Raw genomic sequence first — 14267 nt, forward strand, 5'->3', positions numbered from 1 at the left:
CCAAGCCAAACCAGCCATGGAGACCCACGATGATTGACGCATCCACCTTCTTGCGCCGCGCGCTCCTTGCCGACGCGATCTTCAGCGGCGTCGCCGCCCTCGGCTTCACTTTCGGTGCAGGCGCGTTCGCGACGCTGTTCAATCTGCCTGAATCGCTGCTGCGCGAGACCGGGCTGTTCCTGATCGCCTACACCGCGCTGGTCGGCTGGCTCGCCACGCGCTCAGCCGTGCCGAGGCCGCTCGTGCTGCTGGTCGTGGTCGGCAATGCGGCCTGGACGGCCGGCAGCATTGCGCTGCTGCTTTCGGGCGCGGTGTCGCCGAACATCGGCGGCGAGCTGATTGTAGTCGCGCAAGCGATCGCGACCGGCGTGTTCGCGGAGCTGCAATATGTGGGCTTGCGCAAGAGCAGCGGTGTCGTGACGGCGTGATCTTCCCGCGCCCGGACGCGCCGCAACGCTTCTCGCGTTGCGACGCAGAGCCGGGAAGCGGCACGCCCCGTTCACAACACTGTCATTGCGGCCTGTCGACCTGTTCGCCTTCCTCAACTGGGCCTCTCGCGCATGTTGTTGTACGATCGGTGGCGCAATTGCCCGGCCGCCAGGAGGAATGGACATGACAAACGTGGTACTCAACCGCCGCAACCTCCTCCTTGCCGCCGGCGGTTCCGTTCTCGCAACCGGGGTCTCCGGGCTGCTGTTGCCCGCGCGCGCAGAAGGCCTCCCACCGACAGCTTCGATGTCGGGCGGGTCGAACAACTACCGCAAGGGCGCGCCGATCGTGGACCGTATCGGAAAGGGCGGCTTCTGGATGAGCGGCACGGTGCGCCGCGCCGGCGACGGAACCCCGCTTGCCGGGCAGCGCATCCAGATCTGGGCGCACACGACCGAAGGGCAGGAGCACGAGCCGCAAAGCCATGGCGCCACGCTCACCGACAAGAACGGGGCGTTCCGGCTCGAGATGCCGCAGATCATTCCCGTCTTCGGCCAGCCGCACGGTCACCTCGCCTATGACAGCGGTGAATTCAAAACCGTCTTCCTGCGGCCGGTGATGCGCAGTGCAAAGGAAACGAGCCTGGAGGCCCACTTCGTCCTTCAGCAGGCCTGACCGAATTGGGAACACAGGAATGAGATTGGCGAAGGTGACCCTGATCTGGGCCGCCCTTGCAGCAGCCGTCGGCGTGCCGATCGCCGCGGCCGCGACGAGCGAGCTGCTCGCATGGCGCGGTCCGGTCTACATCCTGGCAGGGTTCGCAGGCATTATCGCGCTGGGACTGGTGCTGGTTCAGCCTCTGCTGATCGGCGGCTATTTGCCGCTGCTGTCGGCTTATCGCGGACGCCGCGCCCATCACTGGATCGGTGGCGTGCTGCTCGTGGCGGTGATGATCCATGTCGCCGGCCTCTGGTTCACCAGTCCGCCCGATATGATCGACGCCCTGACCTTCTCATCGCCGACGCCGTTCTCCCCTTTGGCGTGATCGCGATGTGGGCCATCTTCGCTGTTGGGCTGCTGGCCGCCCTGCGCCGGCGATTGGGGCTGCGGCTACGAGCGTGGCGCATCGCTCACATCCCCCTCGCGATCGTCATCGTCATCGGCAGTGTCGTCCATTGCCTGCTGATCGAGGGAACGATGGAGACGGTGTCGAAGGCCGTGCTTTGCGCGCTCGTCCTCGCGGCGGCGGTCAAGGTCTTGGCCGACCTATGGATGCGGAGAAAGGCACGACCATTGGCTGGAGCGAGCAGCTCGCGACAGTGATTGTCGCTGCGACGCCCATTTTCGGCCAACAGGCAACACGGCAGACCGGGCCACCAGATCAGCAGAGTTTACGAAGGCTCGCCGTCATTGAGGACCGGACGGATTTCGTCGATATCGATCTCCCTGCCCTCCATGTCCCGAATCGACACCTCCTCGGATCCGGTTCGCATGTCGTCGTACAGCTTGAGCGCTGCGGGCAGCGACGGTGCGACGATCATAAACGAGCCTAATTTGACCTGATACGGCATAGGTAAAATATGCCCGCTCTTTTGAGCTTTGAATGTTTAAAAGTGCACATAGGCATCGGCCGCAGAAAATTTTAGAAAAGCCCGGAACCAATCGTTCCAAGGCGCGTTGTCGTTGCGGCATATTGGGGGTCTCAGCACGTCAAGCTGAGCTATCATGTTGCTTAGGGCAACGAAAACTACCGACAATTCAGCAGGATGCAGGCAGGCGCATTTGCCACCGGAGTGTCGCCACTCTGAACGAGCGGCTGCGACGATGCGTAATCAAGGAGAACAATAATGGCAGCGCAGGCAGGCAGTGACGTCGCGTCACTCGTGTCACGAAACGAGAAGGCCATCCTTCCGGAATGGGTCGAACTGCAGAAGAAGGCAGGCATCCTTCATACCGGGCGCATTTCGGAAGCCGAACTGCTGTCGCAGTCCAGGAATTTCCTCCATTTGCTACATGAGGCATTGACGCAGGGAGGGACCGACACGTCCGCCGACGCTTACGAGCCGGCCAAGTCCATGCTGGCCGACCTCTCCCGAACGCGGGCAATGCAGGGTTTCTCCCCCAGCGAAACCGCGACATTCGTCTTTTCGCTCAAGCAGCCTTTGTTCAACGCGCTCAATCGCGAGGGAGCGCTGTCCGCGGAGCGGGTCGCGTCAACGGTCTGGACGTTGACCATGCTGCTCGACGAACTCGGGTTGTTCACGCTGGAGATTTTCCAGCGAAGCCGCGAAGAGGTCATCGTTCGCCAGCAGCGCGAAATTGCCGAACTGTCGACCCCTGTGGTCAAGCTGTGGGAGGGCATTCTCGCCCTGCCCCTGATCGGTACGCTGGACAGCCAGCGCACACAGGTGGTGATGGAGAACCTGCTGCAAACGATCGTCGACGACGAGGCCGAGATCGCCATCATCGACATCACCGGCGTGCCGACGGTCGACACGCTCACGGCTCAGCATCTCCTGAAGACCGTCGCGGCAGCTCGCCTGATGGGGGCCGATTGCCTGATCAGCGGCATCAGGCCCCAGATCGCCCAGACCATGGTGCATCTCGGCGTCGAGCTGAACGTCATTTCAAAGGCCTCGCTGGCCGACGCGTTCGCGGTCGCACTGCGCCAGACCGGGCGGACCATCGTCAAGGCGAAGCGCGTCGAAGGATACTCGTTTGCGGATAAGAAGAGCGGCGGGCAGGACGCCTGACGATGGACCGCATCCCAATCCTCAAATTCGGCCACGCGCTTCTCGTCACCATTCAGGTCGACATGCACGACCGGCTTGCGACGGCGCTGGAGGAAGATCTGACCGCCCGGATTGTCACTCACAATGCCCGTGGTGTGCTGATCGACATTTCGGCGCTCGAAGTCGTCGACAGCTTCATCGGCCGCATGCTGGACAATATCGCCGCGGTTTCGCGCATCCTCGACGCCGACACGGTCGTCGTTGGAATGCGGCCCGCGGTGGCGATCACCCTGGTCGAGCTCGGCCTTTCATTGACTGGCGTGAAGACCGCGCTGAACGTCGAGCGCGGCATGGCCATGATCCACGACCGCCTCGCGGGGGCGGAGGCTGACGATGCCGACGACGAAGACTGAACGCGTCGGGATCAAGGTCTCGGACGACGTGGTACGGGTGAGGCAGCTGACCCGGGCGTTCGCGGTCGAAGTCGGCCTCAGCCTGGTTGACCAGACCAAGATCGTCACGGCGTCCAGCGAGCTCGCGCGCAATACGCTCGACTATGGCGGGGGTGGCGAAGTGACAGCGGAAATCGTCGAGCAAGGCGGCCGCCGCGGCGTTCGCCTGACATTCGACGACAAGGGCCCGGGTATCGCCGATATCGAGCAGGCCCTCAAGGACGGCTTCACGTCCGGCAAGGGCATGGGCCTCGGTCTCGGCGGCTCGAAACGGCTCTGCAATGAATTTTCCATCGTCTCGGCGCCGGGCACAGGCACCAAAGTCACAATCGCACGTTGGAAATGATGATGAAATCCGTCGGCGTCAACGATCCAAGCGGCGTCGCGGAGGCAAGGCGGGCAGCTACCGATCTCGCACAGCGCCTGGGCTTCAACGAGACCGATAAGGGCAAGCTCGCCCTGGTCGCGACCGAACTTTCAACCAACCTCGTCAAGCACGGGTCGGGCGGGGAAATTCTGGTCGGAGCCTATGAGGACAGCGAAAGCCAGGGCATTGAGATCCTCGCGCTCGACAAGGGCCCCGGCATGAGCAATGTCGCCGCTTGCCTGGAGGACGGGTATTCAAGTGCAGGCACCGCAGGCCGTGGCCTCGGCGCGGTGATACGGCAATCCCACTTCATCGACATCGGCTCGTGGCCCGGCGTGGGGACGGCCGTGCTGGCACGCGTCGCACCCGGCGCTGCTCCATTGGTCAAACCGCCGACCGTCCCGACCTGGGGCGGTGTGTCCGTTGCCAAGGCCGGCGAAGAAGTCTGCGGCGACGCCTTGAGCGTCTCCGATGCCGGAAACGTACGCACCCTGCTCGTGGTTGACGGCTTGGGGCATGGGCCGGAAGCGGCCGAAGCCGCGGTCGAGGCTGTCCGGCTATTCCATCGCTACAACGGAAACACGATCGCCAATTTGCTCGACTACATCCATGGCGGCTTGCGCTCGACGCGCGGGGCAGCGGTCTCGGTTGCGCGCTTCGATCCCGCCACAAAAAACGTCAGCTTCTCCGGAATCGGCAATGTCGCCGGTGTCATCATCACCGCCGGCGAAACCAAGCGGATGGTGTCGATGGCCGGAACGGCGGGTTTCAATACGCGCAAGATCCGGACTTTCGACTACCCCTTCTCGCACGGTCTGATCGTCCTGCATTCCGACGGTCTGGCTTCGAGCTGGACGGTGGACCGCTATCCCAATCTCGCGGCCCTGCACCCGTCTCTGATCGCCGCGATCCTCTATCGCGATTTCACCCGGGTTCGCGACGACGCGACCGTGCTCGTGGGCAAATGGTGAAGCACATGCCCGCATCCGCCAAATTGTGGCCCATCGTCACCGTGCCGATCGAGAACGAGAGCGATGTCGTCGCAGTCCGCCAACGCGCTCATCGCGTCGCCGACATGCTGGGATTTGAGCGGCAGGACCAGACCCGCATCGCCACCGCGGTCTCCGAGCTCGCACGCAACGCCTATGGCTATGCCGGTGGCGGGCGCGCCGAATTTGCGTTGGATGCCGGGACGGTTCCGCAGCGTTTCGCCGTCCGCATCTGCGACAACGGGCCGGGCATCGACAATCTCCAGCTCATCCTCGACGGGCAATACCGTTCGTCGAGCGGGATGGGCCTTGGTCTGATCGGCGCGCGCCGGCTGATGGACACGTTCAATATCGAGTCGACGCCGGGCCGGGGGACGATCGTCGAGGTCGGGCACAAGCTGCCGCCCCACATTGCGCCGTGGCCGCGCGCCAAGCTCACCGACGTGGTCAGCAGCCTGAAGAAGGAGACCTCGTCCGATCCGCTCGCAGCCCTGCGCGAGCAGAATCGCGAGCTGATGCAGAACCTGGAGGAGCTGCGGCGCCGCGAAGAGGAGAGCCAGCAGCTCAACCAAGAGCTCGGCGATACCAACCGCGGCGTGGTGGCGCTCTACGCCGAGCTCGACGGCCGCGCCGAACAATTGCGGCAGGCCAGCGAACTCAAGACCCGCTTCCTGTCCAACATGAGTCACGAATTCAGGACACCGCTGAATTCGGTGCTCGCGCTGTCGCGTCTGCTGCTCGATCGCATTGACGGCGATTTGACGCCCGAACAGGAGCGACAGGTCGGCTACATCAGGCGATCGGCGGAGAGCCTGCTCGATCTCGTCAACGACATGCTTGACCTCGCCAAGGTCGAGGCCGGCAAGGCCGAGATCAAGCCGGTGCGGTTCGCGGTCACGAGCCTGTTCGGGGCGCTGCGCGGCGCGCTGAAGCCGCTCTTGACCAGCTCGGCCGTCGAGCTGCTGTTCGAATCCCCGAAAGAACTGCAACCGCTTTACACCGATGAGGCGAAGGTGGCGCAGATCCTGCGCAATCTGATCTCCAACGCGTTGAAATTCACCGAGGAAGGCGAAGTGCGGGTGACTGCCCGCACCGGCGACAACGGCGCGAGCATCCTCTTCTCCGTCCGCGACACCGGCATCGGGATCGCTCCGGAGCACCATGAGCGCATTTTCGAGGAATTTTCCCAGGTCGACACGAAACTGCAAAGAAAGGTGAAAGGCACCGGCCTTGGCCTGCCCCTGTCACGGTCGCTCGCGCGCCTGCTCGGCGGCGACCTCACCGTTGATAGCAACCAGGGCCAGGGCTCAACTTTCTCGCTGAAGATCCCGGCCTCGCTCGGCGAGCCCGACCGCGAGACGCTGGCTCGCTCAGCCGACGACAGCAAGAGCGTGCTGCTCATCGACGACGACGAGACCTTCCGCTACGTCATGCGCCAGATCATCGGTAACGAGACGCGCTACGAGTTCATGGAGGCCGACGGCGGCGAAGCAGGCCTGCGGCTGGCTCGCGAGAAAAAACCCGACGTGATCGTTCTCGACCTGCAAATGCCGGCGGTCGACGGCTTCACCGTGCTGCAGCAGCTCGCCGCCGACGACCGCACCAACGGCATCCCCGTCGTCGTCTCGACGTCGATGACGATCGACGGCCCGCTCCGGGCGCGGCTGCCCGAGCATGTGCGGCTGATCTCCAAGAACGCGATCTCCCGGGAGAGCGTAACCTCGTTCCTGCGCGACGCCGTCCAGGGTGTCTCATGAGCAGCAGCGAAAAGACCGTCATCCTCAACGTGGACGACCTCGAATCGCAGCGTTACGTGAAGACACGCGATCTGCAGGCCGCCGGATTTGCCGTGATCGAGGCCAAGACCGGCGCGGAGGCGCTGCGGCTGATCGAGCAGCACATGCCGCCTCTCGTTCTCCTTGACGTTCAATTGCCAGACATCAACGGCTTCGAAGTCTGCGCCTTCATCAAGCAGAAATGGCCGCAAGTGATGGTGCTGCAGACGTCGGCCACTTTCACGGCGAGCGAACACCGCGTCATTGGACTGAATGCTGGCGCCGATTCCTATCTCGTGCAGCCGGCCGAACCACTCGAGCTTGCCGCCGCGATCAATGCGCTTCTGCGTGTCCGCAGGTCCGAGGACGCCTTGCGATCGCTGAATGCGACACTCGACAAGCAGGTTCAGCAGCGCACCGAAGAGCTTGAAGGAGCCAACCGAAAACTGCGCCAGGAAATCGAGCAACGACAGAAGGTGGAGTCCGAGCTGCTGCAGGCCCAGAAAATGGAGGCCGTCGGCCAGTTGACTGGCGGGCTCGCGCACGATTTCAACAATCTCCTGACCGCAGTGGTGGGCAATCTCGATCTTATACGTTCCCGTACGACAGAGCCGCGTATCACGAGGCTGGCGGAGAATGCCTTCAAGGCGGCCGAGCGCGGCTCGAAATTGACTGCGCAATTGCTGGCGTTTTCGCGGACCCAGAAGCTTGCGACCCAATCGGTCGACCTCAATCGCCTGATCCTGGACGCCTCCGAACTGCTCGGTCAGTCGCTCGGAGCCAACATTGCGATCAAGACCGATCTCGATGCGGGCGCGCCCTTCGTCGTCGCCGACTACAACCAACTCGAAGTGAGCCTGCTTAATCTGGCGATCAACGCCCGGGATGCGATGCCGGACGGTGGCACCCTGACGATCACCACGGCTCCCCACGACACGGACGATCTCAGGGTCAAGCTGTCCGTGACGGACACCGGGACGGGGATGCCACCGGACGTGATTGCGCGGGCGTTCGATCCCTTCTTCACCACCAAGCCACCCGGCAAGGGGACGGGCCTCGGATTGTCGCAGGTCTACGGGTTGGTACGGCAGATGGGCGGCGACGTCGACATCAAGAGCGAAGTCGGCAAGGGCACGTCGATCCAACTGTCACTGCGCAGGTCGACTATCGGCACAGAGGCGACCGCCGAAGCGCAGGGCGCGGCCGAAAGCGGACACGCGGAACGAATCCTGGTCGTCGACGACGACCACGATGTCCGCGGGCTGATGACCAGCTTCCTGTCCGAGATCGGATACGTGGTGCACGAAGCAGACCACGGCAACGCGGCGCTCGCCATGCAGAGCACCGTAAACCCGCAACTGATGATCATCGACTTTTCGATGCCCGGCACCAACGGCGCCGAGGTCGTCAAGGCGGCGCGGGTCGTGCAACCCAATTTGCCCGTGCTGTTCGTCAGCGGTTATGCCGATTCCGCGGCCCTGGAAGCCGCGATGGGCTCCGCACCGTTTCTCCGCAAGCCGTTCCGGCCTGCCGAGCTCGCCTCCGCCGTCCGGTCGGCGCTGGATGCAGGCAGCACCAGCAAGCCGTGACCGGCAGAAGCTACGCCTTCGCCCGGCCGACCTTGCCGCCGAAATGCTTGCCGTTCAGCTTCTTCTTTTTCGCAGCGGCGCCCTTCGCGCCGGCCTTCAGCGCCTTGCGCTCCGCGCGGGCCTTCACCTTGGCGCGTTCGGCGCGCGCCTCTGCGCGCAGCTTCTTGCGCTTCTTCTCGCACGAGTCGCACTTGCAGCCGATCGGCTTCAGATAGGCTTTGAAATAATCGGTGCCGTAATCGTAGTTGATCTCGTCGCCCGGCTCGATGTTCCTGATGGCGCGGATGAAGACCTTGCGCTCGCGCGGCCTGACGTCGGATTCGGCGTTGGGCCGGCAGGAATGGTTGATGTAGCGGGCGAGGTTCTTACGCACCGAACCGTCGATGGTCCAGCGGTTGTTGAGCTCGAACAGATACTTGTTCTCGATCTCGTCATGCGCGGGAATTTTGGAGTCCAGGATCGGTCCGAAATAACGGATGATCCGGGTCCCCTTCTTGATCGGCATGGTGGCGAAGAGGCCAAGTCCGGTTTTGGAACGGCCGACACGATAGGATTTGCTGGAAGCGATGGCTGGCATGATCGAAAAAATGAGGACGCAAACGAGGCCCTATGCCCCAAGCGAAGCCGCTCTTCTAGAACGATTCCTCGGCCCTGTCAGGTATATCCCGCCCCTGTTTGAACCTTGCCCACAATGAAGACGTCTGATGGTACGGAGTTCCCGCTGCATCAGGGCGTCATCATGAGGCGTATTGCGTTGATTTGCCTTGCCGGGCTGCTTGCCTGCTCGAACGCAGGCAATGCCGACGCCCAATCGCTGGGCAGCACCTACACCTCTACTGCACCAAAGAATTGCCGCCAGATCGGCAAGCCCAGCGAGCTTGACGGCAGCACCACGCGGGTCTGCCCGGGCAAGGCCGGGCTGGTGGTGCTGATCTCGGAGGACGATTTGCGCGAAATCGTCTCGGTCGGCCGCAACCGCAAGGCCGCCGGCGAGGAGCCGGCGGCAAGGGTCTGGTTCGGCCCGTTCAATTCGTCGGAAATCACAGTCGAGTGGCGCGCGGCGGATGGAAAGCCGTTCGCGATCATCCAGCGCTGGCACATCGCCGACAGCACCGATCCCGACAAGTGGGGGCGTCCGAACACCAAGGCCATGCTGGTCGTGACGCGGCTGCCGCCGGGCCCGGTCTGCCATGTTGCCTATGTCGATGCGACAGCCAATCCGAACGCCAATGAGCTCGCGCGCCAGGCAGCGGACGAAGGTGCCCGCGGCTTCAACTGCGACAGGGACGAGGTGAAGATCATTGGAAATAGCGGGCGCGCGGTCGAGCTCGCAGCGCGGCGCTAGGCCTTTGCTTTGGCGCGGTTATAACGGGCCAATAGCCGCTCTCCCTTCGCTGCAATACGCCGCGCCGCCGCCACCGTCTTGGGAACGGGCTCGCCCCAGGCATGGGCCGACAGCGCGTGCCGGGTCGGCCTCCCCTTGGCATCGACCAGCGGCGGCAGGTTGGCACGGCCATAGAAGCGCACCGCCCAGCTTCCCTTTCGCCGCATCTCCTGCGGCGTCATCTCGGATTCATGCTTTGTGACGCCCGGTTTCAAATGCGCGCCCTGCTTGCGTGCGAAGGCCTTGCGACCCGCCGCGGTCAGGCCACCGTGCGGGTTCCTTTCCTTCGCCGCGGTGCTGCGCTTGCGAGAGGTCTTTGCGATCTTCCGGACGCCCTTCTTGGCGGTCTTGCGCTTGCGCGACTTCGCGGATTTCGTCTTCGAGGATTTTGTTTTCGAGGATTTTGTTTTCGAGGATTTTGTCTTGGAGGATTTCGCCTTGGTGGTTTTCTTCGCTGCCATGCGCATGTTGTCCACGAGGTTCGGATAGCGGCGGCCCGCGCGGCGCGCACGTGCCTTTGCCGATGATTTCTGCGAGGGCGTGAGATGCTTCGACGCCTTGCCCGCGCGCTTGCGCGGGTTGGCGCGTTTCCAGGGCGCGCGGGGTGCTCTTGCCATGCGGCGTCAACGCCCGACGATGGCAAGGGTTGCGCGCCCGCCGATCGATCAGGGCCCCGGCAGCTTCCCGCTCATGGGCGCCGTCAGCATCGCCTCGAATAGTCGTTCGGACGTCGTGCCCTCGGGCAGGCGCCCCATGATATCCTCGAGCTCGTCCGTCGAGCAGCAGCATGGTGAAACCGTGCACCATCGACCAGGCGCGCGCGATCGCAGCGCCCTGGTTCAGCGTCAGCGAGTCCTCGCTGATCTGCTCCTGCCGCATCATGCCGATGGCGTTGGCGAGCCCGGCGAAGGAGGCCTCGGCCGCCTCGTGCAGCGAGGGCCGGGAATAATCGAGGCGTTCGGTACGGAACATGATGCCGTACATGCCCGGATGGGCCTGCGCATAGGCGACATAGGCTTTCGGCCGCGCCAGCGCGCGCGCGAGCGGCGTGGCGGCTGTATCGCACGCCGACACCATTGCCGCGTTGAACTGGCGGAAGCCGACGGCCGCGAGCTCGCTGAGCAGGCCGGTGAGATCGCCGAAATGATGGGTCGGTGCGGCATGCGACACGCCCGCCTCGCGCGCCACCGCGCGCAAGGTCAGGCCGGACAGCCCCTCGCGTTCCAGCACCCGTTCGGCCGCCTGCAGCAACGCCTCGCGCAGGGCGCCGTGATGATAAGGCGTCTCGGTCTTCGCGCTCGCGGTGCGGGGCGGCGCCGACGATGCCGATGGTGTCTTTTTCGAAGCGCGCGGACGGCGCGCCGTTTCTGTCCTGGCCATGCCCCCAGCTATAGGATGCAATATTGACAGTGTAAAGATTTCGCTTGACCGGCACCGCGATCGGCATTATTTGATCTTTACGATGTAAAGATAAAGGGAGGGATACGCCGTGCAGCCGAACGCCGCCACTGAGCGTCGCAACAATCTCGGGCCAATCCCATTCGAGGCCGACGCGCCCTTCCTCGGGATCGTCGGCGAACTCCCACGCGACCTGAACGGCACGCTCTATCGCAACGGCCCCAATCCACAGTTCGACTCGCCCGGCGCGCACTGGTTCGTCGGCGACGGCATGCTGCACGCCTTCCATCTCGAAAACGGCCGCGCCAGCTATCGCAACCGCTGGGTCCGCACGCCAAAATGGCTGGCCGAGCATGATGCCGGCCGCGCGCTGTTCGGCGGCTTCGGCCGCAAGCTGCCGGATGCGCCTGCGACCATCACCGACGGTGGCGTCGCCAACACCAACATCATCTTCCATGCCGGCAAATTGCTGGCACTGGAAGAAGCGCATCTGCCGACCGAGATCGAGCCGGGAACGCTGGCGACGCGCGGCTATCACAATTATCAGGGCCGCGTCGCCGGCAGCTTTACCGCGCATCCGAAGACCGATCCCGCGACCGGCGAATTGGTGTTCTTCGGCTACAACGCGGCGGGACCGCTGACGCCTGCCCTCTCCTGGGGATCGATCGACGCATCCGGCAAGGCGACGCGGTTCGAACGCTTCGAGGCGCCCTATGCCAGCATGGTGCACGACTTCATCGTCACCGAGAACCACGTGCTGTTTCCGATCCTCCCCATCACCGGCAGCATGGAGCGCGCCATGAGCGGGCGGCCGCCTTATGCCTGGGAGCCGGACAAGGGTGCCTATGTCGGCGTGATGAAGCGCAACGGCGAAGCGAAGGACATCGTCTGGTTTCGTGCCGAGGCGTGCTACGTCTTCCACGTCATGAATGCATGGGAGGACGGCAATCGCATCGTCGCTGACGTCATGCAGTTCGAGGAAGCGCCGCTGTTTCCGCATCCCGACGGCCGGCCGACGGATCCCGAGAAATCGCGCGCCCGCCACTGCCGCTGGACGTTCGATCTCTCCGGCAATACCGACCGCTTCCAGCAGACGTATCTGGACGATCTCACCGGCGAATTCCCCGCATCGACGACCGTCGCGCGGGGCTGAAGAACCACCACGGCTGGTACGCCTGCGCCAATCCGAAACTGCCGATGTTCGGCGCGCTGTCAGGCGTCGTTCATGTCGACGGCAACGGCAAGCGGCTCGGCCACTATCTGCTGCCGGCCGGCGACACCATCTCCGAGCCGGTGTTCGTCGAGCGCGCGAAGGATGCGGCCGAAGGCGACGGCTGGCTGCTCGCGGTTGTCTGGCGCGCGCGGGAAAACCGCAGCGACCTCGCCGTGTTCAACGCCACCGATGTCGAGGCGGGCCCCGTCGCGCTGGTGCAGCTCGGCCATCGCGTGCCGGACGGCTTTCACGGCAATTGGGTGGGGGCGGCGTAGCTCTCCCTTCGCCATTCCGGGGCGCGCGTTCGCGCGAACCCGGAATCCATTTTGCCACACGTCTGACGCCCGATGGATTCTCCGATGCGCAAGTGTGCACCAGAGCTCGGCGCTTCGCGTCGCCCCGGAATGACATAAGAGGAGCCTCCCATGCACATGCCCTCAATCACCACGGATTGCCTCGCCGTCCTCGCACTCGCCTGCGCCGCGCTCGCTTTCCTGGCGAGCCGGCCGCGACGGAGCTGCCAGACCATCTTGAACGGCGGCTTCCTGCTCGCCATCGGCCTCGCGGTCGCTGCGGCGTTGCCGACCCTGTCGCACCTGCCTTGGGCCGAGCTAGCCGACGAAGCATCCGACCAAGCCATTGCCGCCCTTCATTTTTCAGAAGTTACTTATGTCATTTTGACACTGTAAAGATTTCGCTTGACCCACCGGACCGGCTCGACTATCTATCTTGACATTGTAAAGATTAGCCAGACCGAGGCCGTCCATGGCGATTTTCCTGATCCTCGCGCCTTACGGCGCCTACTCTTTCCTGATGCTGGTGACGTCGGCGACTTCAAGCGTGTTCGCAGCCTCCGCGATCTGCCTCGCCACCATCGCGATCGACGTTGCGCGCGGCCGCTCCGTGAAGATCCTGGCCGCGGGCTCGGCGATCGTCTTCGCCGCCATCGGCCTCACCCTCGCGCTGGTCGATCCCGCGCTCGGAACGCTCGGCGTCAAGCTGTCGGTTGATATCGGGATCTTCGTGGTCTCGCTCGGCTCGATGCTGGTTCGCCGTCCCTTCACACTGCAATATGCGGTTGAAGCGGTCCCTGCCGAAACTGCGGCGATGCCCGGCTTCCTCACCGCCAACTACATCATCACCGGTGCCTGGACCGCGGCCGCGCTGTTGATGATGGCAGCGAACATCGCGCTGCTCTACTTCCCCGGCCTGCCGGTCTGGTCGGGCCTTGCGGTCGCCTTCGCCGCCCGCAACAGTGCGATCTATTTCACGAAGTGGTATCCCGAATATCGCCAGATCAAGTACGGTACGCTGGCCGACGCACTGCCCACCCCTCACTGAACAGGATCGACGATGAAGGACGTATTCGCCCGCCTCGCCTCCGACTTCCTGTCAGCCATCATCTTTCTGGTCATTTATCTCGCCACCGACAACGTCGTCCTCGCGACATCGGTGGCGATTGCCGGTGCGATCGCGCAAGTGATCTATGCTCGCGTTAAGGGGCACCAGCTGAGCTTCATGACCTATGCGAGTCTCGGACTCGTCGTCGTGCTCGGGGCGGTCACGCTGCTCACCAACGATCCCCGCTTCATGCTGGCAAAGCCGGCGATCGCGCATTTTGCGATCGGAATCATCATGCTCAAGCGCGGCTGGATGCTGCGCTACATGCCGCCGATCGTGACGGAAACAGTCCCCGAATATGTAACGGCCGCGGGTTATATATGGGCCGCGCTGATGTTCGCGATTGGCGCCGGCACGATCGCGGTCGCCTCGACCGGCGATCTGAAGCTGTGGGCATTCTACATCTCGGTCGTCGCAGGCGGTGCCAAGATCCTCGCCTTTGCCGTCCAGTACATCGTGCTCCGGCTCGTCGTCACCAGTCGCCGGCGTGCTGCGGCCCGCGCCTGATTGCCGCTCACGCCGGGTTAGGCAGCCGCGA

The 14267-nt window shown here is 63.8% G+C and carries 15 protein-coding genes and 3 pseudogenes; 14 read left to right on the plus strand and 4 right to left on the minus strand.

Annotation, left to right across the window (positions count from 1 at the left end):
• Positions 1–29 precede the first annotated feature (29 nt).
• The 3 genes and pseudogenes from ACQ86E_RS02470 to ACQ86E_RS02480 all read left to right on the plus strand — a co-directional run bounded on the left by ACQ86E_RS02470 (position 30) and on the right by ACQ86E_RS02480 (position 1752).
• Positions 30–428, plus strand: coding sequence for a hypothetical protein (locus ACQ86E_RS02470; protein WP_431204042.1), 399 nt, complete (start codon positions 30–32; stop codon positions 426–428).
• A 184-nt stretch (positions 429–612) separates the two neighbouring features.
• Complete coding sequence (locus ACQ86E_RS02475) at positions 613–1104, plus strand: Twin-arginine translocation pathway signal (RefSeq protein ID WP_431206381.1); 492 nt, start codon at positions 613–615, stop codon at positions 1102–1104.
• A gap of 19 nt (positions 1105–1123) precedes the next feature.
• Positions 1124–1752: pseudogene (locus ACQ86E_RS02480) on the plus strand (ferric reductase).
• Positions 1753–1820: 68 nt separating this feature from the next.
• Here the strand turns inward: ACQ86E_RS02480 and ACQ86E_RS02485 are convergent.
• Entirely contained in the window at positions 1821–2000 is a 180-nt protein-coding gene (locus ACQ86E_RS02485) for a hypothetical protein (RefSeq protein ID WP_431204043.1), read from the minus strand.
• Between the two features lie 276 nt (positions 2001–2276).
• Between ACQ86E_RS02485 and ACQ86E_RS02490 the strand changes: the two genes are divergently transcribed.
• From ACQ86E_RS02490 to ACQ86E_RS02515, 6 genes are read left to right on the plus strand one after another with little or no spacing between them, the layout of a single operon-like run.
• Entirely contained in the window at positions 2277–3182 is a 906-nt protein-coding gene (locus ACQ86E_RS02490; protein WP_431204044.1) for an STAS domain-containing protein, read from the plus strand.
• Between the two features lie 2 nt (positions 3183–3184).
• Positions 3185–3574, plus strand: a complete 390-nt coding sequence (locus tag ACQ86E_RS02495) for an STAS domain-containing protein (RefSeq protein ID WP_015684994.1) — start codon at positions 3185–3187, stop codon at positions 3572–3574.
• On the plus strand, positions 3555–3959 hold the full coding sequence (locus ACQ86E_RS02500) for an anti-sigma regulatory factor (RefSeq protein WP_431204045.1): 405 nt from the start codon (positions 3555–3557) through the stop codon (positions 3957–3959). The genes ACQ86E_RS02495 and ACQ86E_RS02500 overlap by 20 nt, the downstream gene beginning before the upstream one ends.
• On the plus strand, positions 3956–4951 hold the full coding sequence (locus ACQ86E_RS02505; RefSeq protein WP_431204046.1) for an ATP-binding SpoIIE family protein phosphatase: 996 nt from the start codon (positions 3956–3958) through the stop codon (positions 4949–4951). Before ACQ86E_RS02500 ends, ACQ86E_RS02505 begins: the two co-directional genes overlap by 4 nt.
• 5 nt (positions 4952–4956) lie before the next feature.
• Positions 4957–6726, plus strand: a complete 1770-nt coding sequence (locus ACQ86E_RS02510; protein ID WP_431204047.1) for an ATP-binding protein — start codon at positions 4957–4959, stop codon at positions 6724–6726.
• Complete coding sequence (locus tag ACQ86E_RS02515; protein ID WP_431204048.1) at positions 6723–8333, plus strand: response regulator; 1611 nt, start codon at positions 6723–6725, stop codon at positions 8331–8333. Before ACQ86E_RS02510 ends, ACQ86E_RS02515 begins: the two co-directional genes overlap by 4 nt.
• Positions 8334–8343: 10 nt before the next feature.
• Here ACQ86E_RS02515 and ACQ86E_RS02520 read toward each other — a convergent pair whose 3' ends face one another.
• Positions 8344–8910 carry an SET domain-containing protein gene (locus ACQ86E_RS02520; RefSeq protein WP_431204049.1) on the minus strand — a complete coding sequence of 189 codons (567 nt, stop codon included), beginning with the start codon at positions 8908–8910 and terminating at the stop codon, positions 8344–8346.
• Positions 8911–9072: 162 nt separating this feature from the next.
• Between ACQ86E_RS02520 and ACQ86E_RS02525 the strand changes: the two genes are divergently transcribed.
• Positions 9073–9678 carry a hypothetical protein gene (locus tag ACQ86E_RS02525; RefSeq protein WP_431204050.1) on the plus strand — a complete coding sequence of 202 codons (606 nt, stop codon included), beginning with the start codon at positions 9073–9075 and terminating at the stop codon, positions 9676–9678.
• Here ACQ86E_RS02525 and ACQ86E_RS02530 read toward each other — a convergent pair.
• On the minus strand, positions 9675–10334 hold the full coding sequence (locus ACQ86E_RS02530; protein ID WP_431204051.1) for a DUF6321 domain-containing protein: 660 nt from the start codon (positions 10332–10334) through the stop codon (positions 9675–9677). The genes ACQ86E_RS02525 and ACQ86E_RS02530 overlap by 4 nt on opposite strands.
• A gap of 48 nt (positions 10335–10382) precedes the next feature.
• A pseudogene (locus ACQ86E_RS02535) lies at positions 10383–11097 on the minus strand (TetR/AcrR family transcriptional regulator).
• Positions 11098–11206: 109 nt separating this feature from the next.
• Here ACQ86E_RS02535 and ACQ86E_RS02540 point away from each other — a divergent pair.
• The 4 genes and pseudogenes from ACQ86E_RS02540 (at position 11207) to ACQ86E_RS02555 (ending at position 14236) form a co-directional block, all read left to right on the plus strand.
• Positions 11207–12603, plus strand: a pseudogene (locus ACQ86E_RS02540) (carotenoid oxygenase family protein).
• Between the two features lie 150 nt (positions 12604–12753).
• Positions 12754–13017, plus strand: a complete 264-nt coding sequence (locus ACQ86E_RS02545) for a hypothetical protein (protein ID WP_431204052.1) — start codon at positions 12754–12756, stop codon at positions 13015–13017.
• A 76-nt stretch (positions 13018–13093) separates the two neighbouring features.
• Entirely contained in the window at positions 13094–13669 is a 576-nt protein-coding gene (locus tag ACQ86E_RS02550; protein WP_431204053.1) for a hypothetical protein, read from the plus strand.
• Between the two features lie 12 nt (positions 13670–13681).
• Positions 13682–14236, plus strand: coding sequence for an inner membrane-spanning protein YciB (locus tag ACQ86E_RS02555; RefSeq protein WP_431204054.1), 555 nt, complete (start codon positions 13682–13684; stop codon positions 14234–14236).
• The last annotated feature ends 31 nt before the right edge of the window (positions 14237–14267 follow it).

Source organism: Bradyrhizobium betae, assembly GCF_050632175.1.
In the GTDB taxonomy this organism is placed as follows: domain Bacteria; phylum Pseudomonadota; class Alphaproteobacteria; order Rhizobiales; family Xanthobacteraceae; genus Bradyrhizobium; species Bradyrhizobium betae_B.